The organism is Roseibium marinum (assembly GCF_002906165.1).
In the GTDB taxonomy this organism is placed as follows: Bacteria; Pseudomonadota; Alphaproteobacteria; order Rhizobiales; family Stappiaceae; genus Roseibium; species Roseibium marinum.
This window is the reverse complement of sequence record NZ_PPCN01000011.1, coordinates 173,663-198,848: the sequence shown is the minus strand read 5'-3', so window position 1 is coordinate 198,848 and position 25,186 is coordinate 173,663. Positions and strand designations below refer to the sequence as shown.

The following is a 25,186-nucleotide window of genomic DNA, read 5'->3' as shown; positions in this document are numbered from 1 at the left end:
CTCGGGGATGTGATCATGCATTTGAAACAAGGTTTTGCTACCAGAAATTATTTCAATTCGAATATCTGCGGGGATGCACTTTGGCTAGTGCTGAAGAGTCTCCGCCTTTGTTTCCTTTTTTGTATCGCATCTGGCTTTTTGCTTTTCACCTTACAACGGCCACAGGCTGCCGAACTGGACCCTGTCGTCTCAAGGGCGGTAGCTCACGAAATGCTTCAACGTCTCGCTGCCGGAGATCGCAAGCGGGCCATTGCCCGGGCTCTGGAAATCATTCCCGGCAGGCCGGACGAACACTTCATGGAAACGCATCAGGATCTCTGGTCGGCGTTGTGGCGCGCGATCACCGCGAAAATGGTGTTCGTAGACACGGAGCAAAGAGTGTTGTCCTCCGTCAGTCCGGACGGATCCCGGATGATTGTTGTCAGGGGAGAGTTCCCGGCGAGGGAAGCCAGCATGGATTTTTCGCAGTCTGTTCCCGTCATGCTCTTTGACACGGCGTCAGGCGAGATGGTCATGGATCCCATACCGGCTGAAGTGGCGGACAAGCCGAACACGCTGCGAGCCTTTGCGCCGAGTTTTTCACCGGACAGCAAGTACGTTGCAGTGGATTTGACGCCATCGCAAAGTGTTCTGATCCTCGATGCGAAGACAGGCGAACGAATTCGGGAAATAAACGTGGGCAGCCCCGGAACGTCGGCAGCGCTTGGGTTTTCACCCGACAGCCGGCTTTTTGCGGTCGACACACCGGGAGAATTGCTGGTTTTTGATGTCTTGACGGGCAGCAGAGCCTTCAATTGGCGCATGGAGCCGACGGCCGTCCAGATGACAGGCACCAGATATTCGCATAAATCACAGCGATCCATGGGCTGGACTCCGGACAACCGGGTTTTGGTCGGCGAAACGGTGGATTGGGTGGCTTCGCGGATTTTCGCGGTCGACCAGAGCGGATCACACCCGTTCCTGGAGGATGCGAACCTTCAGGTGCAATTGGCAATGTCTCATCCTGAAAGTAACGTTGTCGTTCTCGCCGGGCTTGAAAAGACGCTTGTTGTGGGGGCCGATGGAAACACGCTTTGTGAACTTCCAGGCCGTAACTTCATCGACATCCCGCGCTTCACCCGTAACGGAAAAGCACTGTCCTTCCCTCGTTTGCTGGGCGGGTTAGGCATTCCGGCGTTGACCGTTGATGTGACCGACCTGGCGGGAAACACGCTGGAGCCGATACCGGAAGATTTCGGTCCGTTCGGAAATTATGTCATCGCGGCGGATGGAAGCATAACCGGGTTCGCGGCGGCGAGCTCGCCGGTGACCTACGCCGGCGATGATGTCCCGGCGGATGCAGGCCTTTATGACGTGGCGATTGAAGAAATCGGCGCCCCTCCGGTGGCCTACAATGAAGCCGTCCAGCCACAAGACACGATCCTCTTGAAGTCGAAGGAGTTTGCGCGAGCGGCACGCGAAAAGCTGAGATCGGGCGATAGCCGGAATGCGGCCGTTATGGCCATGAAGGGTCTGCCCGCGGATCCCGAAGAGGAAGATTTCGAAAGATTTGGCGAGGCCGCGCTCATGCTTTTCAGGGCAAGCGCTGCCCGGACCTTGCAGGTGGATGCCAAGGGATGGGGAACTTACGTCGTGGGGCCGGACGGGCGGAACGCGGTGGTCGTTGTTCTGGGAGCGGGAAATTTTTCTGTATACGCAGCCCATTTCACCTTTGGAAACGACAGCAGGATTGTCGAAATTCTGCATCCGTCCGTGAGTTCCGAAGCTTTTGAAAGAGGCTCGTATTTTTCTCCCGGCGGCGATTTGCTGTTGATGAGCCCCCGTCCTGGAGATCGTTTGTCCGTTTTCGACGGAAGAAATGGCACCTTTATCCGCGATCTCTTTATTCCCGATCCGAAAATTTCCGACATTGTCCCCATGAACACCGCCACCGCCGGTTTTTCGCCCGACGGCGCGCTGGTCGCAGCACAGAACGGCAACCGGGTATTTCTGTTTGATCCGCGAAGTGGTGAAGTGTGGCAACAATACGATCTATCCCGACAAGCCGGTGACGGATGGGTTGGTATTGCCGGTTGGGGAAAGGATGGAGAACTCTATTTTACCAGAACTCTGGACAAAAAAGTCGACAAAATCCTGGTCCTGAAAAACGGTGGCATCTCGGATTTTACTGTCCCGGAAACCGATGCGGATTCGCCTGTTGCTCTCGGTGCCGACCTGCGGGTGTCTTCTGTCACCTCCAACATGATTCTGACTGACCAGCAGACCGGGATGCTTTATCGGCATGACGGCAAACGTGTGCGGGTTGTTCATAGCCTGATGCCCGGATTGATCGTCCGTAAAGGCACAGCGGCCGCTTTTTTCGATTGGTCGGCGGGCGTTGGCAAAGAGCTCAAGGTTTTTGATTTTGAGGGTAATGCGCTGGTTCCTGTTCCCGAAGACTACGTTTTGCCGGACAGCGTTCTCTACGACCTATCCGGGCAGGCGATGGGATGGGGACTGGGCGGTCACGCAAGAGACTGGAGCGGCCAGGACTTGCCGAATGGGCGCGGCCTTTATTTGAAAATCTGGAATGCACTCGATGCCGGAACCCGGCAGGAAATTGATGCGGAAAGGATCGCGGCCCGTTAGCAAACTGCCGGAACGACCGAGGACAATGTTTCGCGCCTTCGGATCTCAATGGCCACCGGGCTTTCCGGCCACCTCGCGGATACTCTGATCTGCTCCACGCCGCGATAGCGTTTTCAAAATGTCCTTTCGAGGAGCAGTCATGGAAGATGGAATGCGTTTCCAACCGGGAGTTAATTCAATGCGACGCTATTTTACCACGCTGTGTCTCGCTCTCTGGGCAGGCGGTGCGGCGGCACAGGACTGCTCCGAAATCATCTTCGAACCGGGAACGTCCTCCGGCGAGGTCTCGGGGCAGGTGATCAACGGGCAACCCATGTGTTTCATCTTCGGATCCGGTGCCGGTCAGACGGCCAGACTGCAGCTTTTCGGAAGTGATGACACCTGCTTTACCGTGCCGGATGTGATCGATTGTCAGGCCGATTTCAGTTTCCCGACACAGCCCCGGAACTACACGGTCAACGTCTTCCAGTTTTTACGAAGTGCTACGTCCGAAGAATTCACGCTCCGGCTGACGATCCACTAGGGTTTGGCCCCTGATACCAAAGAGCATGCATACTTCTTGCGCCGGTCGAACAGGCGCGCCTGTCAAATCATGTTTTCCGGTACGTAGATGTAACGCGCAAGAACGGATTGCATTTCGCGGGTTTCCGACGATGCTCGTACTTTCATCTGAAACACGGCGCGCAAGCTCGGATGGCGCGGGTAGGGCGGATCGCAGCCTACGATTTTGCTGCCATTCATTGCAGCTTGATCGTACTCAGGAGTTGAAGTCTCCGGCATCTCCGGTGTGGTTCAGGTCCAGGAATTCCGGGATTTCGGAAGGGCTCGTTGGATAGAAGTCCGCGCGGGGCGGACCGCCAAGCACAGTATTCCCCAAAAACGCGATCTTCAGGCCTGCAGCGAGCGCCGATTGCATCCCGGTGATGCTGTCCTCGACGGCCAGAACTTCATGTGGCGGCAGGTCCAGCGCTTCCGCCGCCATCCGATAGGGGGCGGGGTCGGGTTTGCCCGCGGGCACATCGTCGAGGCTGATCGAGCCCACCATGATATCCGCGATCCCCAGGCTTCGCAGGTTCACATCGACGACCGTCCGATCGGAATTCGATACACAAATCTGCGCGATCCCGGATTCGGCAAGAGCCTTGACCGTTTCGACCGCGCCGGGGATAGGAACGAGGCTTTCGCTGTGCTCGGCGTAGAAGGCTCGGATCTCCTCATGCCATGTCCGTTCCTCCACCGCGACCGGAAACTGCGGGCGTAACTGTTCCCAGACATGGCCGATGTGAACGCCGACAAAGCTTTGATCATCGGGATCGATCTCCAGGCCATATTTTGCGCTTACCGAAACGAGGGCGTGGTGGTGCAGTGGCTCACTGTCGACGAGAGTTCCGTCAATGTCCCAGGCGACGGCGCGCAGGGTCATGAGGCGGCTCCTTTCAGGCGTTCATAAAGATCTCTGTAGTGGGCATAGCCGCGGTCGTAGATGGGGCGATGCGTCGGATCCGGTGTGAACAAGGCATCGCGCTGCGTCAGTGCGGCTATGCCGGTCCAGTCCGCGGCGCCGCAGCCCACCGCCGCGACCCAGGCCGCACCGAGGCAGGAGCCGGGATGACCCGCGAGCCTTTGCAGGGGAACGCCCAGGACATCCGCGACTATCCCCATCCAGACATCGCTGTTCGCGCCGCCATCCGAGACGAAGAAACGCGCCGTCTCATATCCGATCTCGTTGAACGTCTCGATGTGATGGCGGATCGCATAGGCGTAGGATTCAAGTACCGCGCGCCAGATATGCCCCAGATCATGCGACAGGGTCAGGCCGTTCAGCGCTCCACGTGCATAGGGATCGTGAAGCGGGGTTTTCTCGCCCAGCAGATAGGGCAGGAAGGTCAGTCCCATCGCACCGGCCGGGCGGTCTGCAGCCATCGCGTCGAGTGCCGCGTGGCGTGAGCCGTCGAGCGGCGCGATCCCGGACGCAAAGGTTTCCACGAACCAGTTGAGCACAGATCCGCCGGTGGACATGCAGCCATTGGGCATCCAGAGCCCTGGTACGAGATGGTAATCCAGAAACAGCCGCTCGTCGGGAATCGCCTTGTCGGTGGCTGTCAGGACGTCAACCGCCCCTCCGAATTTCAGCAGCACATCGCCATTCGCGACCACCCCGGCACCCAGACAGGAGGCGATCATATCCGCCGCTCCGCCAACGACCGGGATCCCGGCGACGAGGCCGGTTTGCGCCGCCGCTTCTGCGGTGACGAGACCCATAACCTCGGAAGAGGACGCGCGGGGCGGCAGCAGCGCCGGATCAATTCCCGACAGCGCCGCCTGATCGAGGTCGATCTCGTTGGTGGCGACATTCACGATCCCGGCCTCGAGCGCCCAGTTCTGTTCGACCCGGGCGACCCCGGTCAGGCGGAAATTGATGTAGTCATAGGAGCCCATCAAGGTCCTGGCACGCCTGACCACCTCGGGTTCGTGACGCGTCAGCCAGCGCATCTTGGCGCCGACAAGCTGCTGGTTCACGCCGTTGCCGGAAGCGGTCAGAAAGGCAGCCTCGTCTATCTCGCGGCGCATCTCTTCGACTTCGGCGCCGGCGCGGCCGTCGCTTTGTTGGATTGAATGGCGTAGCGGATGGCCTGCCTCGTCCAGCAGGATGGTCGCGGGCAACATCCCCGCGACGCAGATCCCGGCAATCTCGGACGCCTCGCGTCCGGATTTTTCCAGCAGCTCGGGAATGACCGCGCAACAATTGGCCCACCACTGTTCGGGATCTTCCTCGGCCCAGCCAGGATGGGCGGAAAGCAGCGTGACCGGGCGCGAAGCCTTGGCCAGGATCCGGTCCGGCAGCTCGATGAGCAGGCCGATCGTCGAAGTCGTCCCGATATCGAGACCTAGAAACAGTGTCATGTGAAACCTCAGGAAGTCAGGCGATAAGGATCGAGACGTTGGCTTCTTCCAGAGCCTGAGCCAGCTCGGGCGGCGGCGCGGCATCGGTGACCATGATCGATATCTGCGCCAGATCCGCCACACGGACGGTGGAGATACGGCGGAACTTGGAGCTGTCAATCATCAGGATGCGGCAGGAAGAGCGCTGAATATAGACCGATTTCATCGCGGCTTCTTCGGGGGAATAGTCGAACACACCGTCCGGGGTCAGCCCCGACGCCCCGATCAGCGCCGCATCGAAGTAGTAGCGGGTGAAATTCTCGACCGCGGCTTGGCCGGTGACTGACATCTCGCCCGGTTGGATCAGCCCGCCGGGGACATAGGTCTGCACCGAAGCCGCGGCGGTCAGCTGCGCCACCCGCAGGCTGTTGGTGAAGATCCGCAATCCTGGTGCGGGTTCCGAGGAAATCAGCGCACGCGCACCCGCCAGCACAGTTGTCCCCAGATCGAAGGCCAGCGTCTGATGGTCCGCGATGAGCCGCACGGCGGCCTGTGCAATCCGGGATTTCGCATCGCTGTTGAGGCGGCGGCGGGCCTCGAACACCGGTTCCACATCGTCGATAACGGTCAGGGGACCATGCTGCAGGCTGACCGCGCCGCCATGCACCCGCTCCAGCAGGCCCTTACCCTCGAGCTCTGCCAGATCGCGCCGGACCGTCATATCCGAAACGCCAAATTCCTGCGCGAATTCGGCAACCGAGACCGAACCGCCCTGATTGAGGCGGTCGAGGATCGCTGCCAGCCGTGCCTGGGCAGGGGGGCGGCCACGTTTGGTCGACTTGTCTTGCGTCGTGTGGGTCGAACTGTCTGTCATCTCGGCGATCTCTGCATAAAACGGCCAAACAATCAAATCAGAACATTGATCGCGTTTCAATCGAACAAATCAAAACATTTTTCTTGTAAGATTTGCGAATGTATGTTTGCTTTTGATCAATCATCGGAGCAATGAAACATGAATGAACATGACTTGGCCCCTCAGACACATCCGGGGCTCGCGGGAAAATCGGCTTTCGTGACCGGTGCCGCGGGTGGGATTGGCTGGGCCATTGCGCGCGCCCTGGCTGCACAGGACATCACCGTGACGGTAGCCGATCTCGATTTCGACGCGGCGCGGGCTGCAGCGGCCAAGCTCGGGTCCGGGCATCGCGCGGTGAAGATCGACGTCAGTGACCGGGCTTCGGTCGAGGCCGCGTTTTCGTCGGCGCTCGAAGCGGCGGGGAGGATCGATATCTGCATCGCCAATGCGGGTGTTTCCAGCATGCGGCGCGCGGTGGATCTGACCGATCGCGATTGGGATTTCAACATGGATGTGAACGCGCGCGGCGTGTTTCTGACCAACCAGATCGCGGCCCGTCATTTCCTGAGTGAGGGGCGCGGGATGATTGTGAATACCGCTTCGCTTGCGGCCAAGGTCGGTGCGCCGCTACTGGCGCATTACTCGGCCAGCAAATTCGCCGTGGTCGGCTGGACGCAGGGTCTTGCGCGCGAATTGGCGCCTTCGGGCATTCGCGTGAATGCCGTGTGCCCGGGCTTCGTGCGCACGTCGATGCAGGAACGAGAGATCGCCTGGGAGGCGGAACTTCGGTCCATGACGCCCGATGAGGTGCAGCAGGATTACATCTCGCAAACGCCGCTTGGCCGGATCGAGACCCCCGAGGATGTTGCCGGTGTCGTCGTTTTCCTGTGTTCGGACGCTGCGCGCTTCATGACCGGGCAGGCGATCAACGTGACGGGCGGCGTCTACATGACCTGACGCCGCGCCTGTCTGCTTGTTCATCCAAGTCTCCCCCTTATCCGACGGAATGCCAACGTGTCAGAGATCAAGCTCAACAAGGTCAGCCGGGATTACGGCCTCGGCATCTTCGGTGTGAGGGATGTCTCTCTCGAGATCGAGGAAGGGGAGTTTATGGTGCTCCTCGGGCCGTCGGGGTGCGGCAAGTCCACGACGCTCAGGATGATCGCGGGTCTGGAGGAGACGACGGACGGGCAGATCAGCATTGCCGGGCGTGACGTGACGCGTTTAGCCCCGCGCCATCGCAACGTGGCGGTGGTTTTTCAATCCTACGCGCTTTATCCGCACATGAGTGTGCGCGAGAACATGCGGTTCGGCATGAAGATGCGCAAGACGCCGCGGGACGAGCAGGATCGCCGGATTGCGCAGGCGGCCTCCGTCCTGGGTCTGCAGCCCTATCTGGATCGCAAGCCGTCAGCGCTTTCGGGAGGGCAGCGGCAACGTGTGGCGCTCGGGCGGGCGATCGTGCGAGAGCCGGACGTCTTCCTGATGGATGAGCCGCTGTCAAACCTCGATGCCAAGCTGCGCGGCGAGATGCGTCAGGAACTGGTGAAGCTTCATCGGCGCGTTGGCAAGACCACTGTTTTCGTCACCCACGACCATGTTGAGGCGATGACGATGGGCGACCGGATCTGCATCATGCGCAACGGCCGGGTCGAACAGGTCGGCGTGCCGCTCGAAGTTTATGCCAGACCGCGAAACACTTTCGTGGCGCAGTTTCTTGCCACCCCGGCGATGAATCTGATCGAGGCACAGCTGAACGCCGAGGGGGAGGCCGTGATGCTCAGCGCAGGCCCCATCGCCGGGCCTCTTCCCGAGCGCGAGGCGGCGCTCTATCGGGCGGCTGTGGAGCGGAAACTGCTGTTCGGATTGCGGGCCGAGGACATTGTGACCCAACCCAGACCCGGTGCGCAGGCCTTCCAGGGGATCGTGACGGTGCTGGAGGCGCTGGGCCCCGAGAACCTGATCGTGGTCGAGACCGCGGGCCAATCCGTTTCAGCCCGGGTCGACCGCCATTTCCTGCCCCGGATCGGTGACGAGGTTACGCTTTACGCGGATCTGGCGCATACGCATCTGTTCGACGCCGCGAGCGGTGACGCGATCGCGCGGGAGGTTTGAGATGGGGCGGCGGATCTTGTCACATTTCGGATTGATCGTGGCTGTCGTGATCGTGCTCTTTCCCATCCTGTGGGTACTGCGCACTTCGCTGGTGCCGGCGCAGGACAGCTACAGCGCGGCGATCCTGCCCTCGGTGACACTCGACAACTACCGCGCGCTGTTCGCCGAAAAGAACTTCGGCCGCAACTACATGAATTCACTGGTCGTGGCGAGTCTCTCGGTGATCGTGGCGATGCCCCTGGCCGCGATGACCGGCTATGCCTTTGCGCGGTTCCGCACCGGCGGGCGGCTTGCGCGCTTGGCGACGCTGGCCAGCCAGATGCTGCCGCCCGTGGCGCTGGCGCTGCCGACCTTCATGCTGTTTCGCAATGTCGGCCTGACCAATTCGCTGACCGGTCTGACGATCGTCTACGCGGCGATCAACCTGCCGTTTCTGACCTGGATTCTGATGGGCTTTTTCGAGGCGATCCCGGAAGACCTCGAGGGGGCGGCTATGACCGACGGGGCGACCCGTTGGGGCGCATTCTGGCGCGTGGTGCTGCCGGTCGCGGCACCCGGCATCATGGCGGCGGCCGTACTCGGCTTCATCCTGTCGTGGAACGAGTTTCTGTTCGCCCTGATTTTGGGTGGGTCGAATACCGCAACGGTGCCGGTCGCTCTGGCAAGTCTTCAGACTTCGAACGGGGTGCAGATCTCGAATGTCGCGGCGGGCGTTTCGCTTGCGATCCTGCCGTTGATGATCGCGGCCAAGTTTATTCAGAAATACCTGGTCGAAGGGCTCTCCTTCGGATCGGTGAAATAACAACAATAAGAGCAGACTAACCTAACAGATGAGGACACAGAAATGAAAAAGCCCTTTTTTCCGGTGACACTTGGCCTTGCAGCTTCTCTTTTGGGCGGCACGGCGCTGGCCGATGGCGTCACGTTGCACGCGCTTATGGAAGACGTTCCCGAAACGACGATTATCGAAAAGATGCTGCCCGAATTCGAGAAGGAGACCGGCATAAAGGTCGAGTTCGAAAAGGTCGGCTATGGCGACATGCATGACAAGCTGGTGGCTCAGCTCGTCAGCGGTCAGAGCTATTACAACCTGCTCGAGGTCGACTTCCTCTGGGCGGGTGAGTTCCCGGCGGCGGGCTGGCTCGAAGAGCTCAAGCCCTACGCCGAGAAAACGGACTTCGACATGTCGGCCTTCATCCCCTCGACGATGGATCTTCTGGGCAACACCGAAGACTCGATGCCGCTGGTCCCGATGTACAACTACTCGATGGGCCTGATCTATCGCACCGATCTGCTGAACGACCCGGATCTGAAGGCTGCTTATAAGTCCGAGACCGGTCAGGAGCTGGAAGCACCCAAGACGCTCGAGGAATATGTGCAGATCGCCAAGTTCATGAAGGCGCAAGGCAAGGTCAACGGCGCCGCAATGCAGGGTCAGAAAGGCGATCCGAACGCGATGGAATTCTCCAACTACCTTTTCTCGGCGGGCGGAGACTATCTCGACGCCGACGGCAAGGTCGTGTTGGCGTCCGAGGCGGCCGAGACCGCTTTGGGCCTCTACAAGGATGCGATCAACAACGCTGCGCAGACCGGGGCACTCTCGGCCACGCTCGATGACACGATGCGGCTGATGTGCGCGGGCGATGCGTTCTCGATGGTGACCTACTGGTGGATGCTGCCGCAGATCGACAATGCCGAAAGCTGCCCGAATGTCGCGGGCAAGGTGGCGCTCTCGGTCATGCCGGGCGGTCACGGTGAAAGCGGCGGCTGGGGCTGGGGCATCGCCAAGAACGTCTCGCAGGAAGAAAAGGATGCCGCCTGGAAGTTCATCACCTGGGTCCAGAGCAAGGACGTCGCCGTCGCCCGCGCGATGGAGGGACACGCCCCGGTGCGTTCCGATGTCTACACCAATGCGGACGTGTTGGCTAAATACCCGTTCTACAAGGACGCTATGGCCGTGGTCGAAAGTGGGAAATCCTTCCCGATATTCACCTATTCAGCGCAATACGAGGACACTCTGGGGACCCAGGTTTCGCTCGCCGCCAGTGGTGATGCGACCATCGCCGACGCGCTCGCTGCGGCGGATTCGGGCCTGACGGATCTCATGAACAAGTAACGCATATCGCGGAGGCGGGCGGTACACGTCCTGCCTGCCTCCCAATTACTGCTGAGCGAAAGACACCCGATGAGCACGAGAACGACCGATATGATGCGCGCGGGCTGGGGCTTTGCAGGCCCGGGCCTGACGATGCTGACCATCGTGATGGGCCTGCCTGTGCTCTATGCCGCGGCGATCTCGCTCTCGTCGATGACGCTCATCCGCCCGGCGCTGAACATCACCGGCTTCGGAAATTTTGTCACGATCATGTCCGAGCCGCTGTTCTGGAACTCCCTCGGGATTACCCTGCGCTATTCGGTTGCCACGGTGACGGGTGAGTTCATTGCCGGGCTGGGGATCGCGCTCATGCTGCGCCAGGTGATCGCGATGCGTGGCGTCTATTTCGCAGTGCTTACCCTGCCGATGGCGATGTCGCCGGTCGCTGTTGCGTTGATCTGGCGGATGCTGTTGCAGCCCAATCTGGGGATCGTCAACCAGACGCTGGCAGGGCTCGGCCTGCCGATGGTGGACTGGCTGGGCAACTCGGGTCTGGCGCTCAAGACGATGATCTTCATCGACATCTGGCAGCAGACTTCATTCGTGATCCTGCTGCTCTCGGCGGGTCTCGCCTCGCTGCCACGCGAACCTTACGAGGCGGCCGAGGTAGATGGCGCGAGTCCGATGCAGCAGTTCTGGTATATCACCCTGCCGCTTTTGCGTCCGGTCGCGATGATCGCGGTGGTGATCCAGCTGATCAACGAATTCCGCACCTATGACCTGATCTACATCCTGACCAAGGGCGGCCCCGGCATCTCGACCGAGCTGCTGTCCTTTTTTGCCTATAAACGCGCTTTCCAGGGGTTGGCATTGAACGAGGGCAGTGCCGCAGCCTTCATCCTGCTCCTGATCGTTCTTCTCATCACGGTGGTCTTCTTCTTCCTGCTCGAACGCAGAAAGAACTGAGATCGCGTCCGTTTCCGCTTCAATCGAACCTCGCCCGCGGCGGGGACAAAGGAGAGACTTGCCATGAAATTCGGGTCGCTTTTCCCGGGCATCAAGCCCGTTATCGCGATGGTCCACCTCAACCCCATGCCCGGCACCCCGCTTTACGATGCCGATGCGGGCGTCGAGGGGATCTATCAGGCCGCGCTGAAGGACCTTGATGCGCTTCAGGCCGCCGATGTCGACGCGGTGATGTTCGGCAACGAGAACGATCGGCCTTATGAGCTTGAGGTCAATGTCGCGACCACTTCGTCGATGGCCTTCGTGATCGGACGCCTGCGCGACAAGATCCAGAACCCCTTTGGCGTCAACGTGCTCTGGGATCCGGACGCGACTGTTGCGCTGGCCGCGGCCACTGGCGCCTCTTTCGTGCGCGAGATCTTCACCGGCACCTACGCGTCGGATATGGGCCCCTGGACGCCGAATGCCGGGCGCGCGATGCGTGAGGCGCGCCGGCTTGATCGCAAGGACCTGGTGCTCCTGAACAACGTATCGGCCGAATTCGCCCACTCGCTCGACGCCCGTTCATTGCCGGATCGCGCACGTTCAGCTGTCTTCTCCTCGATCCCCGATGCGGTGCTGGTTTCCGGCGCGATCACGGGTGAGGCGGCCAAGATGAATGATCTCGAAGCGGTTAAGAAAGCGCTGCCCGAGACGCCCGTGCTCGCCAATACCGGCGTCAAACATGCAACAGTGGCCGATGTGCTCAAGATCGCGGATGGCTGCATCGTGGGCTCGTCGCTGAAAGTTGACGGGCATACCTGGAATGCGGTCGACCCGGTCCGCGCGCGCGAATTCATGGACATTGTGAAGTCGACCCGCGCCTAAGAAGGGACCGGCGGCTATCAGGTCTATCCTGTGTTGCAAGGATGGGGGCGTTTGCTCGCTCCCATCCATTCCGTTCGCATTGTGATCAGAGCCCGAAAACTCCAGCTTCCGGCGCTCCAGGGTTGGATGCTCCAAGCACACCCAACCGGGCTCAAATCGCTGCTGGATGAAAGATCAGTGGCAGGTCATGACGGCAAAATGGTTTCATCAATTCTCAGGTGTATCAATCCTAATCCTGAGTGCCGACTTCCCTCCAGAGCGAATTCCACCCAACCGAATTTGAGGAATACGTTTCCAATCTAATGTACGAATAGGGTCAGCGAAGATCATTATCTCGGTAGTTCTTCCCTCTTCAAGGCCCGACACGACGGCGAGAAAGTAGTCGCCTTTCGCTTTCACAGCCCTTTGGAACTCACTGTGCTCGAACCTCACTTCGTCAGTGGCTTCGCCCGAGAACACTTTCAACTCGAAGTAACGAGATAAGTTGTCCATCGAGTCAGCTCCAATACCCTTCAGTGCGCTGTAATCATCTAGATCGATATTGTCGATTTGTTTCAGTGCGGCCGCCAATAACTCGAATCCCCGACGCTCGCGTTCCTTTTCAGTCCATTCCCTTACACCGGCAGGAGATGCCTTCGTCTCCTGTGCAGGATTTCGAGTCTTGGGGTTCACCAGGAGTGGCCGCTTCTTCGGCTTGATGCCCTTTGGCTCTTTATCTGATTGGACGACGGTTACTTCAGCGATCACCGCACCATCGAAATCCTTGAGTCTCCTAGGCTTCGGGGCAGGGGGCAGATTCTTGTTCCCGCCCTTCTTGTTGTGCCCAAGGGCTCCTCCAGCAAACAGCCTGTTGCCAGTAGCCTTCTTGCCGCCTGCCTCAAATTTCTCGAGTGGGTCGTCGTCCTTAGCATCTTCCGAGGCTAAGTTGAGTTCGTCGTCCAGTTGAGAACCATCCTCCGCTTGGTGCCAAGCATATGACCACGCAAAGTCCACCATCTCAGGCAAGTCTCCATCAACGAATGGGACGAGGATAGCTCGACCAGCTTCAGGCGCTCCAATCTCATCTGGGTTAGCAAAGTAGACTTGCTGTTTCCCTTCGACATGCACTTCGCGGGAAACTGTAACCCTTCTGCTGGCGATCTTAGCAGTGGTCGACAAATCATCAGCCCGAAATAGCTGTGCGCTCTCCAAACCCTTCCAGTCGAACGCGTTCCACAACTCCTGGCTCTTTTTTGCGAGCGTTGCTCTTAACCTGGAAACCGCGCCACGGAAGCAAAGCTCAGTGAATTCGTCTGCAGGCTCAAACTTGGTGGTGGTTGACAGTGAAAAGTCGGCATCAGTGAGGATATCAACGCCCAACATCTCGGGGAGGCTACCAAGGCTCTGGAGTGCGCAATGAGGGGCCCACAACGGAAGTTTCTTTCCGAGTGATTGCTCCAAAGTTTCATCAGTGACCGCATAGATGGGGCGCGCCGTCTGCCAACCTTGAGAGGTCCAAAGTGGCAAGCTCAGAAGCTTTCGAGAGTCCCTTTTCCTTGCTCCGCCGTCTGACTCAGCCAACCTTCTAAGCACATCGACAATGATGCTCTTCTCTTCAGCGTCAGGTGTGGCATTTCGGTCGCCCAATTCCTGCAAGACCCCGATGCAGTCTTCGACGCTTGGCTGGAAAATCTGCAGCATTTGCCAAAGGGGCAACAATGCTCGTGGCTCTTGGACGAAGATTCGCAGTTTGCCAAATATGGGTCTGCCGCGGTATACCTTGCTCGGTGATGTCCAACCTTGATTGGTGAGCAGTAGACCAGCGTTTTCGAATGAACTTCGGATATCTGCTGCGGCGATATCGCCAACGGTTTGAGCACGCTCGCCAGAGACTAAGGATGCAAGAGCGGCGTAGAGTGGGTAAACGTCGCCGGGGTGAACCTTTGAAGTGTGTTCGCGTCTGAGGGCTTCTAGCTCGGCGATGAGTTCGGAAGCAGGCGGAGTGCCCTTGATTTCAAGTGCCGCAACTAAGGGACTGGCGGAATCTGACTCCTTAAGCTCATGGACGAACTGCGAAGGCTTGTTGCCGCGAGTGAGTCGAGTGGTGGCTGTTTCAATTGCGGTCTCTCGTGGCGCTACTTTGCGCTTGGATTTGCTGCTCAGCCATCGTTCGGAAGCTGCGCGGGCAAGCCAGGTCGCGGGTACGTGCCCCACATGACGCCAAGTGTAGTAGAAATATTCAGCCCCCGCCTCAGCGTGTTCAGATAGATTGTGTTCCCATTCTCTATCCAAAGTTACGATCAAAGCTTGGGCTCTTGCGCGCCGATTGGGGTCAATCCTTTGCTTGGCGATATTTGCAACCACGCGATCGAGATCGGGTGAAACATAGTCATTGCGCAGATGCGTCGGCCGGTTGGGCCTGCTGATCTTTCGAAGTGCGTCGACCTGCGTGGCGGGTCTCTCCGTTCCGATTTCGATATGCGGGCCATCGGAAGCTCGTACCAGGATAGGGCCTGCTTTGGCACCAAGAAGGGAAAAGAACTTCTTCGCGCTCAACTCGCCCTTTGTGCCTTTGCGAAGCAACGCAGCATAGCGGTTGTCTATCCAAAACAACTCCTCGGTGGACTTTGCGGCGGCCGCCCATCCAAGCGTGTCTTTGGCGATCGACGTTGGCAGATACGCTAATGCCGGTTGAACCTTGCGGTTGACCTTCTTCCCTTTTCGGAATTCGTACCCATTAACGCAAATCACTTTTCCAACAGTGGCAGCAAGCGACAGGCGACGAACATCGTCGGTATCCTGAAGCGCGTCTCGCAAAGTCAGAAGCGCCTTGTCGTCTAGGTAAAGCGGTTCTTCTGCACTCCTCCGCGAGAGTGCATCCAAGATGCGGACACCGCCTTGGAAAGTGTCAGTCACGCAGTGTTTCTCAAGCCACGACTGCACTAGCTTAGAGACCGTTGGACTGAAGTAACCAGCAGCTAGTTGTACTTCCAAGCCCAAGCGCTCAGCAATGCTCCCGTCCACTACCTTACGGACGAGTAAAATCTCTCCATTTGGGCAATACCGCGATCCATCTGCCGCAAGGACTGATTTCGCGTTCGATAGAGCGTGATCATATCCAGCTTGAAGCGCCGCATCGGCAAGAGCCAAAAACCAGCCTTCGGGACGCTGGCCAAGCTCAACATCATCTAATTCCAGAAGTCGAAGCGCATCTAGTGTGGTGAAGCGATGCCCTTGTTTTAGCTCATCCAGTACCTGTCGCCACCTGCCAATCTTGTCGCAGTGTGAGTTGGGCAAGGGACTGAATTCCGGTTGGAGCTTTTTCTGATCCTCAAGTGTCAGAAGGACCTCCACGCTGTTCGAAAGATAGGAAAGGTCGCTGAGCCGCACCGTGTCGCCATCAATGGCCAACTGCAGTTTCGACCTTATGCGATCCTGCACGGTTTCGATAAGTTCGACGATCTGCGTTTGCGTCCAATCTTCGTCCCCAACATTCTCATCGAGCAAGGGCACAGCTTGCCAACCAGTCCTAGCGTCACTTTGAAAGCGATGCATGGCCACGCCCGAAGCAAGTGCAGCTAGACGGCCGAATAACCATTCATTCCACCTCAGCTCTCGAACGCCTCTGCGCGAAAGGTCCGGATCAAATTGAGCGTTCAGGCTGATTGGGAGAGTATTTGCGAAGTCGAGCGGCAGTCCAGCAGCTAGAATGCCAGGTTCAGCAGACTCTGAGATCGCGACCGAAATCGTGGTTTCTTTAGCAGTCGCTTTGTGGGCTCTCTTGTATTTTAGGGGCACTGGGTATTCGAGTGAATAACGGGTCCATATTCGTCCTTTCTTGCTTGGCTCAGAGAACAGGGTGCAATTCGCAGTAATGCGAGTCCCGGGCTTCATCTCTATTTCAACCGGAGGCTGCTCGCTTTGCACGAGTTCGGCTTCCCACTCAGCGCTGCCTTTGCGGCGATCAATCAGAGACAGTGATCGCAGGTGGTCTAAAAAGACCAAGTGACTCGCGTCCAAGCGCCGGATCCAACCTACAACATCGTCAGGGCCATATTCTGCATCGAGATCGATGGCTAAGAGTGTCTGCTGGCCCGACGGCTGATATAGACCCTTAATCGCTCTCGCCGGCTCGATCGCGTGGAGTACGCCTTTCTCTATGGCAAAATGGTAGGGTGGACAGTGTACGCTTAGCTTAGCACCGATTTGGTTGAGTGTCTTGAGGCCGATGCCAAACCTTCCTTTCGACCTAGCATCGTCTCGCTTCATCGAAAGAAAGGCGAGAGTCATCGCAATGACATCTGTAACGACAACGGGTCTGCCGTCATGAACGGCGAGAAGCTCTCCTTTGCCCTTGCGGCGTACTGACATCTTCAATGTCGAAGCTTCAAGATCATCAGCGTTCTGGATGACCTCAAGGATGGTGCGGTCAGCTTTGGTCAGTTGCTCGGCCGCTGCTTCGGAATACTCGCGGATTTCCTTGTAAACGTCATCGGAATTGACCAACAGCCGAATTATCTCTTCCAGTGCTCCTCGCGCAAATTCGGGGTCTTGGGGGTCGTTAACTTGCGGTCGATCCTTCCAGTTCTTCCATAGCAGCCGAACAGCGGCTTTCCCGTGCTCGTAGAGGTTAGGCTCGTTCTCGCTTGGTGTTTGGCTCAAGGCGCACCTTCCATGCTTAATCTGGGTGGTCATTTCGCATAGCTAGCCGTTTATGAACACTTGGCAATCTCTCTCGCTCATGCGCATCCGGCGCGGTGCGCGATCGGACATCGACGATAGGTATGTCAGTCGGACGCTCGCATTGGGGTCGTGAGCTGGCATTGGACCTACAGATACACGAAAGGCTGCTTTCCTTCACGGTCGACTAAGAGCAGACTTTCAGGACACGGCCCCGTATCTGACGCCCGATCATCTCGCAGCGAATGCCAGCTTTTGACATTTCAAAACAGTAGATGACTTGTTGGGCAAGGGCGATTTTAGTGTCCAACCAAAAAATAACAGTGAGCAGATAATACGTAGTTGGGTCCGAGTTACCATCAACACGGTTTCGACCATTAAAGGACCATTAAAGTGCATTTATGCTCTGATTACTAAAAAATCTGGATGCCAACCGAAGTCGCGCGCCACACCAGGAACGCAATGTGTCCCTGCGCTTTCACTACATCGCATGGAAAGCGGTTATCGCGAAATTTTCGGAAAAAATGGTCGGGCAGGCCGGATTTGAACCGACGACCCCTTCACCCCCAGTGAAGTGCGCTACCAGGCTGCGCTACTGCCCGAACGGACCCTACCTAGCTTGTTCGCCTGCCGAGCGCAAGCCGCTTGTTGCGGAGAGTATCGCCGGACCTGGATGACAAGCGGCGCGGCGCGAGGAAAGCTGTTTGCGCTGTTGCCTGCGCTCCATCTTGTCCGTCGCGATCATGCCCCAGGCGAGACCGTAAAGCATGTACATGTGCCGCCAGTGATCGGTGTCGATGAACACCGACAGGATGAGATGACCCGCAAAAACCGCGAAGATCGATTGGGTGAACGCCGTCCACGGCCGGGCCTTGAACAGCAGCGGAACCATGGCGATGAGTGTCCAGAGCGCCAGGAGGATATAGATCGTGCCGCCGAGCCAGCCATAGGTCGTGAAGCCCTTCAGATAGACATTGTGCTCGTCTTCCGGGAAATACTTGTTGAATTCCATCGCGCCGATGCCGAGCGGATGCTCCATCACCATCTGGAAGCCGAGCGAATAGCGGGCGAAGCGGCCGAGGCGGGCGCCGTCATACTCCTGAACGAGCCTGGCCCGCTGGCTGAACATCTCCGCCACGCTGTCGATGGACAGCGCCGCCGCGATCAGGGCGGCAACGGCCAGAATCCCGGCCGCGCCCAGAAAGATCAGCCGCGCGCGCCGCTGGCGCTTTTGCTCCGTGATCAGCGCCAGGATATAGACCGTCAGGACGGCGGCGACCAGAAGCCCCCAGGCACCGCGCGAGAAACTCAGGAAAACGCCGAGCAGCAGGATGGCGAGCGGCACCAGCAGGTGCAGGTTTTTCAGGACGGAGTCCTTCAGGAGCCGCTGCAGCAGAAGGACGGTCGGCAGGACCAGGAACGGGCCGAACACGTTCGGGTCCTGAAAGGTGCCACGGGCGCGGTCATACAGCGTGAAATAGCCGGCGCCGGGAAACAGCTGGAAATAGCCGGCGATGCCGATTGCCGCCACCAGGACCGCGCTGATCGTGTAGCCGCTCTGGATGATCCTGAATCTGTCCGGATCGTCCGCCAGAACGGCGGCGTAGAAGATGGCGGTGACCGCAAGAAAGCCGGAGATCGCGATATACATCATCGCTTCGCCCATTTCCCGGGCCATCGGAATGGAGGCCATACCGCCGGCGATATAGAGCATCAGGCAGATGATCAGCGGTCCGAATTCGCGCCGCAGCTTCAGGCCGCAGGCGAGCCAGACGACGGTGACAAGCGCCATGTAGAGTTCATAGGGCGCCGGTTCCTCGATGACGAAACCCGACAGAAATGCCGCCAGCCACAGGGCGCCATTGCCCAGGCTCCTTGCCGGAAGCCCGGCGGGCGAACGCGCGAACCGCGCGCCGCCATAAGGGGCGGCCGCGATGCTCAATAGGCATTCTCCGTATCGAGCAGACGGAAGGGCGTCAGCAGCAGGATTTTCAGATCGAACATGATCGACCAGTTTTCGATGTAGTAGACGTCGCACTCGACGCGGTGCTGAATTTTTTCCGGCGTGTCCACTTCGCCGCGCCAGCCGTTGATCTGGGCCCAGCCGGTGACACCGGGTTTCACCTTGTGGCGGGCGAAATAGCCGTCGACCACATCGTCCCAGGTCTTGTTGTCGGTATGGGCGTTGACGGCATGCGGGCGCGGTCCGACCAGAGACAGTCTGCCGGCCAGAACGTTGAAGAGCTGCGGCAGCTCGTCGATCGATGTCTTGCGGATGAACCGGCCCACGCGTGTCACGCGCGTATCGCCCCGGGTCACCACCTTTTTCGCGTCCGGATCGGCCTGTTCCGTATACATGGAACGGAACTTCAGGATCTCGATGATCTCGTTGTTGAAGCCGTAGCGCTTCTGCCTGAAAAGGACCGGTCCCTTGCTGTCGAGCTTGATGGCGATCGCCGCGGCGATCATCACCGGGAACAGCGTCACGAGCGCGAGCGTCGCGAACACCAGATCGAAAATCCGCTTGCCGACCATGTCCCAGTCGGCAATCGGCTTTTCAACGACATCGACAAACGGCACCGTGCCGATGAAGGACGCACCGCGGCTGCGGAAGCGGACCTTGTCGGTATGGGCGGACAGACGGATATCGACCGGCAGGACCCAAAGCTTCCTGAGCAGTTCCAGAACCCGCTGTTCGGCGCGCAAGGGAATGCAGACGATGAGCATGTCGATGCGGGCGAGCCGGGCGAACTCGACCAGCGCGTTGATGTTGCCGAGTTTCGGATAGCCTGCCACCACCGGCGGCGACCGGTCGTTCGAGCGGTCATCGAAAATGCCGCAGATGCGGATGTCGTTGTCGGCCTGGGCCTCGATGTCATGGATCAGTTCGGCCGCTGCCGTGCCGCCGCCGACGATGATGGCGCGCCGTTCCAGGCGGCCGGAATTCATCCAGTGGCGCACCAGCAGGAAGACGATCAGCCGCGACGCGCACAGGCCTGTCAGGCTGAGAGCGAACCACGACCCGATCCACGCATCGGGAAAGCCCGCGCCGACGCCTGTCGTGGATCTGAGAACCGCGAACATGGCGAAAACCAGGGTCCAGCCGGCCGCGACACGTCCGAACTGCGACAGACCCTGGCGCATGACGGGTACCTGATAGCAGTCGGCCGCCTGAAAAAAGGCGAGAGCGAACAGGATGGAAATTCCGATTGCAACGCCCTGCGTCAGGCTGAATGCAGTCGCGCTTGAACCGGTATAGGCGGCGATGAGCGCGGTGGATGCTATCAGCAGAATATCCGTCAGGCGGACCATGCCGGTCAGGACCGGAATGGACAGACCCTTGCCGCCGAGGCCCTGCGCGATCTCGCAGGCTTCGGCGGTCAGGCCCGTTGTTGCCGTCGGCAGGATTTCGACGTTTGTCGATCCTGTAACACCGCCGACCGTCTGCCGCAGATGCTTTTCCAGCCGGCGCCGCAAACCTGATCCATCGCTTGCGTGTAGAGCCGGATCGACCGGATCGGTCGGTTTGAAAGCCTGATTGCTCATCACCTGTTGCCTGATCTGGCATAGACCGCCTGGGCGCTGCTGTCGGCTGAAGCGCTTTCCGCCGCCTGGGGCGTGGCTTCGTCGGCCGGCGCAATACCCTGTACGTCCTGGTAGAGCGTGGTGATCCTGTCGTTCATCAGATCGGTGGAGAAGGTCGCGGCCAGGCATCTCTGCAATTCGCTGGCCTCCCGTTCCATCCGGACAGGGTCTTCCAGCGCTTCTTCCATTGCGACCGTCAGTTTGCCGATATGTCCAGGTTCGATCAGCCGGCTGGCATAGCGGCCGAAAATCTCCGGGATACCACCGACCCGTGTCGCAATGAGAGGACGCTGTGCCGCGACCGTTTCAAGGATGATGTAGGGCATGGCTTCCGCGCGGGAGGGAATAACCACGTTCCTGGCAAGTTTGAACGCTTCGCGTGCGGGCAGGGCGCCATGGAACGTGATGGCGTCCTCCAGGCCGAGTTTCCTGACCATGTTGCGGTAACGTTCTTCCTGGGGACCTTCTCCGACAATGTGGGCCCGGGGCGCGGTTCCGGTTTTCAGGCGGATGTTGTAGAGCGCTTCGATGAACAGGTCCGGACCCTTCAGGTCGCGGAGCATGCCGATATAGAGAAAGTCGCCGGCGTCCTTGTTCACGGTGACCGGAGCGAATTCTTCCGGTGTCAGTCCATTGTAGACAATCCGCGATTTGGCTTTCGGCTGCCCGACCTTGCTCTCGTAAGCTGCCGATTCATAATCGGAGACGAACACCAGACCGTCCGTGATCCGTCCAAGCAGGCGCTCCAGCGTGTGATAGACGCGTCCTTCGAGACGGTTCGGATCGTAATGCAGGCTGCCGCCATGGGGACAATAGATGCGGGCCACTTTGCTTCCGAACAGTCTGAGGCCGCTGCCGATCAGGCGGGCGTAGGCGCCGCCCTTGGCGCCGTGTCCGTGCAGAATGTCCGGATTGAGGTCGCGGATATGGCGGTAGATCGCCAGGGTCGCCGACATGTCCTTGGGCGTGAGTTGGCGCTGCATGGGAAAGCGCGCCAGGCCAAGGGTAAGTTTCGGCCGCAGTTCCTCCAGGAACCGGTTGTCGAAAGTGCTGCCAGTGCTGCTGTCGCAGATAAGTCCGACATCATGTCCGGCTTCCGCCTGGGCGGTGGCCAAATCGCGAATATGGCGGAAGATTCCGCCAATAGGCGAGCGGACACAATGAACGATCCGCATGGGGTTCGTCGTCATGGTGCAGTATCCCTGTTACCACCCCCAGGTTTCTTTTGGACCTGTGAGGCTCGGTAGCTGCACCCTAGCAAAGGGAGGTGAGTCTCCGGTTAACTGACCATCACTCTAGAAATAGCGTTCGCGGACGTAAATTGTGTCTCCGGGACGGACCGGGTCCGAAATGGGCACACGTCCGTTTAGGATTTCGCCGTTGATCTGGCGGGTGATATCCACATCGACCTGCTGTGCCCTTGAGCTGAATCCGCCCGCGGTCGCGATGGCGTTCTGCACCGTCATGCCCGCCACATAATTGTACTGGCCCGAGTTTTGCACTTCACCCATCACAAAGATCGGCCGGTAGGTATCGACCTCGACGGAAACGTCCGGATCGCGGATATAGCCCTGCCGCAATTTCGTGGCGATTTCGGCTGCCAGGCTTTGTTGTGTTTTACCTCGGGCGGCGACGCTGCCTACCAATGGAAAGGAGATATATCCAGCCTGATCAATGACATAGGTGTTTGAGAGATCGTCCTGTCCAAACACGATGATGCGCAGCTTGTCGCTTGAATCCAAGCGGTAAGGCTGTGTCAACGTCTCATGAAAAGCTGTCGGCGGCTGCCTGTACCCGCTGCAAGCAACGAGACCCAGGCAAAGACCCAGGACAAGAAGCGCTTTCATTGGCATCTACGACTCTCCTACAATTCGCAGACAGCATCGCGTGTTATGGTTAATTGAGGGTGAATGGGGAAAAACTGTCTGCGCGTATATCGTCAGAACTGCGCATGCATTAATTAACAGGCCTCTTTGTGCAATTGCATGCGCCTTAACCGATCGCTTACCCTAATTCGACATAGTTTGCCGGAATTGTGGAGATTCAAGTGATGAATGCTGAGCGGCGGACAGTTTCCGATGATGACATGGCGGTGGACCTGGGCGGTTTGCTGCGGACGATCGGCCGTTCCCTGGGCTGGCTTTTGCCGCTGACCTTGTTCGTGGCGGTCGCTGTATTCCTCGGGCTGCAATTCGTCGCTCCCAAATACAAGGCCGAAGCCAGGATCCTCATCGAGAGCACCGACAACAAGTTTCCGGGCGGCTCGCGCGGGGTGGAAGAGGAAAGGGCGGTTCTCGACAGCGAGGGCGTCGCCAGCCAGGTTCAGCTCCTGATGTCCGCGGATCTGGCGCGGCGGGTGGCGAACAAACTCAATCTCGCGGCGATCCCCGAATTCGATGCCGACGGGACCGGCACACTTGTCAGCAATCTCATGTCCTTGATCGGTCTGGGCGGAAAGACCACCGCCAACAGCGCGGAAGAACAGGTCCTCAAGCATTTTTACGAGAACCTGCAGATTTACCGGCTGGAAGGCTCGCGCGTCATTGCCGTCGACTACCAGGCGGAAAATCCCGTTCTGGCGGCGCGGGTGGCCAATGCCATCGTCGACGAATACCTCTCCATCCAGTCAAGCGCCAAGCGGGTGACAACCGAGCAGGCCTCCGCCGCCCTTGAGCCTCAGATCGTCGAATTGCGCAAGGATGTTCAGGCTGCCCGCAAGGCCGTCTCCGATTTCAGGGCGCGGGCCGATTTGCTGATCGGAGCCGACAACATTCCGCTCAATCAGCAGCAGCTCGCCGAGACGAGCAGCGACTATTCCGCCGCCCAGGCGACCAAGGCGGAAGCGCAGGCCAAGGCCGGTCTCATCCGCGAGATTCTGAATTCCGGCGGTTCGCTGGAAAGCGCCAGCGAAGTTCTCGGGTCCGCGCTGATCCAAAGGCTGCGCGAGCGGCAGGTCGAAATCCAGTCGAACGTCGCCGAGCTGTCCATAACGCTGTTGCCGAACCATCCGCAGCTCAAGGCGCTTCAGTCGCAGCTTGGTGACTACGACCGGCAGATCAGGAACGAAGCGCGACGGATTCTTCAGGGGCTGGAAAATGACGCGAAAGTCGCCAACCAGCAGGCACTGGCGCTGGAAAAACGCCTCAATGAGCTGAAAACCGCGGCGGCGCGCTCGAATGCGGATCAGGCCCGCCTGAGCGAACTGGAACGCGAGGCCAATGCCAAGGCCGCCCAACTGGATCAACTGATGTTGAGCTTTCAGGAAGCCGATTCCCGATTGAGGGCGCAGGTTCTTCCCGCCGACGCGCGCATCATTTCCCGTGCGAGCGTTCCGGCCGAACCGTCTTCGCCGAAGATCGTCTCCACCACGATCATAGCGGCGCTGGTGACCTTTATTCTGGGATGCGCTTTCGTGCTGATGCGCGAATTCCTGAGCGGAAACGCGCTTTACCGCATGAATGACGCCGCCGGCGTCAACGTCCGGGATGTACCGGTGGCACCCCACAATGAGGGAAATGACTGGGGACGCGGCTACTCCCAGACCTTTTCGAACTACCGTATGGATGCGGAATTCCGGGAAAACCTGTCTTCGCCAAAGCCGCTTGAGGAAGAAAAGCAGCCGTTTATCGAAGACGAACCCGAGGCAGCGGCGGAAGAAACTCCCGGGCGGCTTTCACCGCTCAAGGAGGTCCTTGAGCGAAAAAGGCGCCGGAGCGTGCGCTCGCGTGACGATCATGACGCTGCCCCCGATCGGACCCCCGATTGGGCCCCCGGCTGGGCCCGCAACTGGGTCCGGGGCGCCGGCAGAGAAGATCCAAAGGCTCCGGTCCCGAAAGCACCGGTCTATGAACAGGAGCTCGAGGCCGGCGAAACTGTTGCGGGGGAGACCGGTGCCAGGGAGATCAGTGCCAGGGAGATCAGTGCCAGGGATACCAGTGCGGGCGAACCGGTCCCCACAACCTTGGCGGAAGATGTCCAGGCGGCGGGGCGGATTGTCGTCCTGAGCGTCGATGACGATGCGCTTTCTCACGATCTGGCATTCGATCTGGTGCGTAAAGCCGCGAAAGCCGGCAAATCCGCGCTGATCATGGAAGTGTTTCCCGAACAGCACGACAAGAAGGCGGCCGAAGGGTTTTCCGATATCATCGCCGGCAACGCGCCGTTCGCAAAGGTGGTCTACAGGGATGCGGCCACCAAAGCTCATATCATTGAAGCCGGCCGCCTGGCGATCACCGACGACATGGTCAATTCGGATCGCTTCAAGCTGGCACTCGAAGCGATCAAATCCACCTATCAGACCATTGTGGTCGATCTGGGAGCGATCGACGGAACGCTTGCCAGTGCCCGCATGTTGAGTTTTGCCGACCGCGTTCTGATCGCCGCGAGCGCGCCCGACCACAGTCATGAACTGCAAAGCGCGGCCAACCTGCTTGCCCACAACACGGGTGCGAGTGTGGAAGTCGTGATTTCGGGAGAAACCGGCTCCGACCCGCGTCGCAATGACGATGGTCACGCGGCATAGGGTAGCTGCT

At 59.0% G+C, this 25,186-nt stretch carries 17 protein-coding genes and 1 tRNA gene; 9 read left to right on the top strand and 9 right to left on the bottom strand.

Going from position 1 to position 25,186, the window contains the following annotated elements; all coding sequences use genetic code 11:
- Positions 1-15 precede the first annotated feature (15 nt).
- Both CLV41_RS21715 and CLV41_RS21710 read left to right on the top strand, forming a co-directional pair.
- Positions 16-2,628 carry an NHL repeat-containing protein gene (locus CLV41_RS21715; protein WP_146048623.1) on the top strand — a complete coding sequence of 871 codons (2,613 nt, stop codon included), beginning with the start codon at positions 16-18 and terminating at the stop codon, positions 2,626-2,628.
- A 178-nt stretch (positions 2,629-2,806) separates the two neighbouring features.
- A complete protein-coding gene (locus tag CLV41_RS21710; RefSeq protein WP_103224564.1) occupies positions 2,807-3,151 on the top strand; it encodes a hypothetical protein in 345 nt (114 codons plus the stop codon).
- A gap of 234 nt (positions 3,152-3,385) precedes the next feature.
- Here CLV41_RS21710 and CLV41_RS21705 read toward each other — a convergent pair whose 3' ends face one another.
- Genes CLV41_RS21705 through CLV41_RS21695 form a run of 3 tightly spaced genes read right to left on the bottom strand, consistent with a single transcriptional unit; the run spans position 3,386 to position 6,385 of the window.
- Positions 3,386-4,051, bottom strand: coding sequence for an HAD family hydrolase (locus CLV41_RS21705; protein ID WP_103224563.1), 666 nt, complete (start codon positions 4,049-4,051; stop codon positions 3,386-3,388).
- Positions 4,048-5,532, bottom strand: coding sequence for an FGGY-family carbohydrate kinase (locus CLV41_RS21700; protein ID WP_103224562.1), 1,485 nt, complete (start codon positions 5,530-5,532; stop codon positions 4,048-4,050). The genes CLV41_RS21705 and CLV41_RS21700 overlap by 4 nt, the downstream gene beginning before the upstream one ends.
- Positions 5,533-5,548: 16 nt before the next feature.
- Positions 5,549-6,385 carry a DeoR/GlpR family DNA-binding transcription regulator gene (locus tag CLV41_RS21695; protein WP_103224631.1) on the bottom strand — a complete coding sequence of 279 codons (837 nt, stop codon included), beginning with the start codon at positions 6,383-6,385 and terminating at the stop codon, positions 5,549-5,551.
- Between the two features lie 138 nt (positions 6,386-6,523).
- Here CLV41_RS21695 and CLV41_RS21690 point away from each other — a divergent pair, with 138 nt between their 5' ends.
- From CLV41_RS21690 to CLV41_RS21665, 6 genes are all read left to right on the top strand, one after another.
- Entirely contained in the window at positions 6,524-7,324 is an 801-nt protein-coding gene (locus CLV41_RS21690; protein WP_103224561.1) for an SDR family NAD(P)-dependent oxidoreductase, read from the top strand.
- A gap of 57 nt (positions 7,325-7,381) precedes the next feature.
- Positions 7,382-8,482: an ABC transporter ATP-binding protein gene (locus tag CLV41_RS21685; RefSeq protein ID WP_103224560.1), complete on the top strand. Its 1,101-nt coding sequence runs from the start codon at positions 7,382-7,384 to the stop codon at positions 8,480-8,482.
- A gap of 1 nt (position 8,483) precedes the next feature.
- Positions 8,484-9,284: a carbohydrate ABC transporter permease gene (locus tag CLV41_RS21680; RefSeq protein WP_103224559.1), complete on the top strand. Its 801-nt coding sequence runs from the start codon at positions 8,484-8,486 to the stop codon at positions 9,282-9,284.
- A 42-nt stretch (positions 9,285-9,326) separates the two neighbouring features.
- Complete coding sequence (locus tag CLV41_RS21675; RefSeq protein ID WP_103224558.1) at positions 9,327-10,598, top strand: ABC transporter substrate-binding protein; 1,272 nt, start codon at positions 9,327-9,329, stop codon at positions 10,596-10,598.
- A 69-nt stretch (positions 10,599-10,667) separates the two neighbouring features.
- The gene (locus CLV41_RS21670) at positions 10,668-11,543 is read left to right on the top strand and encodes a carbohydrate ABC transporter permease (protein ID WP_235867212.1); all 876 of its coding nucleotides are present in this window, start codon (positions 10,668-10,670) and stop codon (positions 11,541-11,543) included.
- A 63-nt stretch (positions 11,544-11,606) separates the two neighbouring features.
- Positions 11,607-12,410: a BtpA/SgcQ family protein gene (locus tag CLV41_RS21665; protein WP_103224556.1), complete on the top strand. Its 804-nt coding sequence runs from the start codon at positions 11,607-11,609 to the stop codon at positions 12,408-12,410.
- 207 nt (positions 12,411-12,617) lie between these two features.
- On the opposite strand, the gene CLV41_RS21660 is transcribed toward CLV41_RS21665, so the two are convergent.
- From CLV41_RS21660 to CLV41_RS21635, 6 genes are all read right to left on the bottom strand, one after another.
- Positions 12,618-17,051 (bottom strand): sacsin N-terminal ATP-binding-like domain-containing protein, encoded by a 4,434-nt coding sequence (locus tag CLV41_RS21660; protein WP_146048622.1) that lies wholly within the window; start codon positions 17,049-17,051, stop codon positions 12,618-12,620.
- 543 nt (positions 17,052-17,594) lie between these two features.
- A tRNA-Pro gene (locus tag CLV41_RS21655) sits at positions 17,595-17,671 on the bottom strand.
- Positions 17,672-17,679: 8 nt separating this feature from the next.
- Positions 17,680-19,011: an O-antigen ligase family protein gene (locus CLV41_RS21650; protein ID WP_103224554.1), complete on the bottom strand. Its 1,332-nt coding sequence runs from the start codon at positions 19,009-19,011 to the stop codon at positions 17,680-17,682.
- On the bottom strand, positions 19,008-20,615 hold the full coding sequence (locus CLV41_RS21645; protein ID WP_103224553.1) for an undecaprenyl-phosphate glucose phosphotransferase: 1,608 nt from the start codon (positions 20,613-20,615) through the stop codon (positions 19,008-19,010). The genes CLV41_RS21650 and CLV41_RS21645 overlap by 4 nt, the downstream gene beginning before the upstream one ends.
- Complete coding sequence (locus CLV41_RS21640; protein ID WP_170107280.1) at positions 20,615-21,844, bottom strand: glycosyltransferase; 1,230 nt, start codon at positions 21,842-21,844, stop codon at positions 20,615-20,617. Before CLV41_RS21640 ends, CLV41_RS21645 begins: the two co-directional genes overlap by 1 nt.
- Positions 21,845-21,949: 105 nt before the next feature.
- Positions 21,950-22,507, bottom strand: a complete 558-nt coding sequence (locus CLV41_RS21635) for a polysaccharide biosynthesis/export family protein (RefSeq protein ID WP_103224551.1) — start codon at positions 22,505-22,507, stop codon at positions 21,950-21,952.
- Between the two features lie 197 nt (positions 22,508-22,704).
- On the opposite strand from CLV41_RS21635, the gene CLV41_RS21630 reads away from it, so the two are divergent.
- The gene (locus CLV41_RS21630; protein ID WP_103224550.1) at positions 22,705-25,176 is read left to right on the top strand and encodes an exopolysaccharide transport family protein; all 2,472 of its coding nucleotides are present in this window, start codon (positions 22,705-22,707) and stop codon (positions 25,174-25,176) included.
- Positions 25,177-25,186 lie beyond the last annotated feature (10 nt).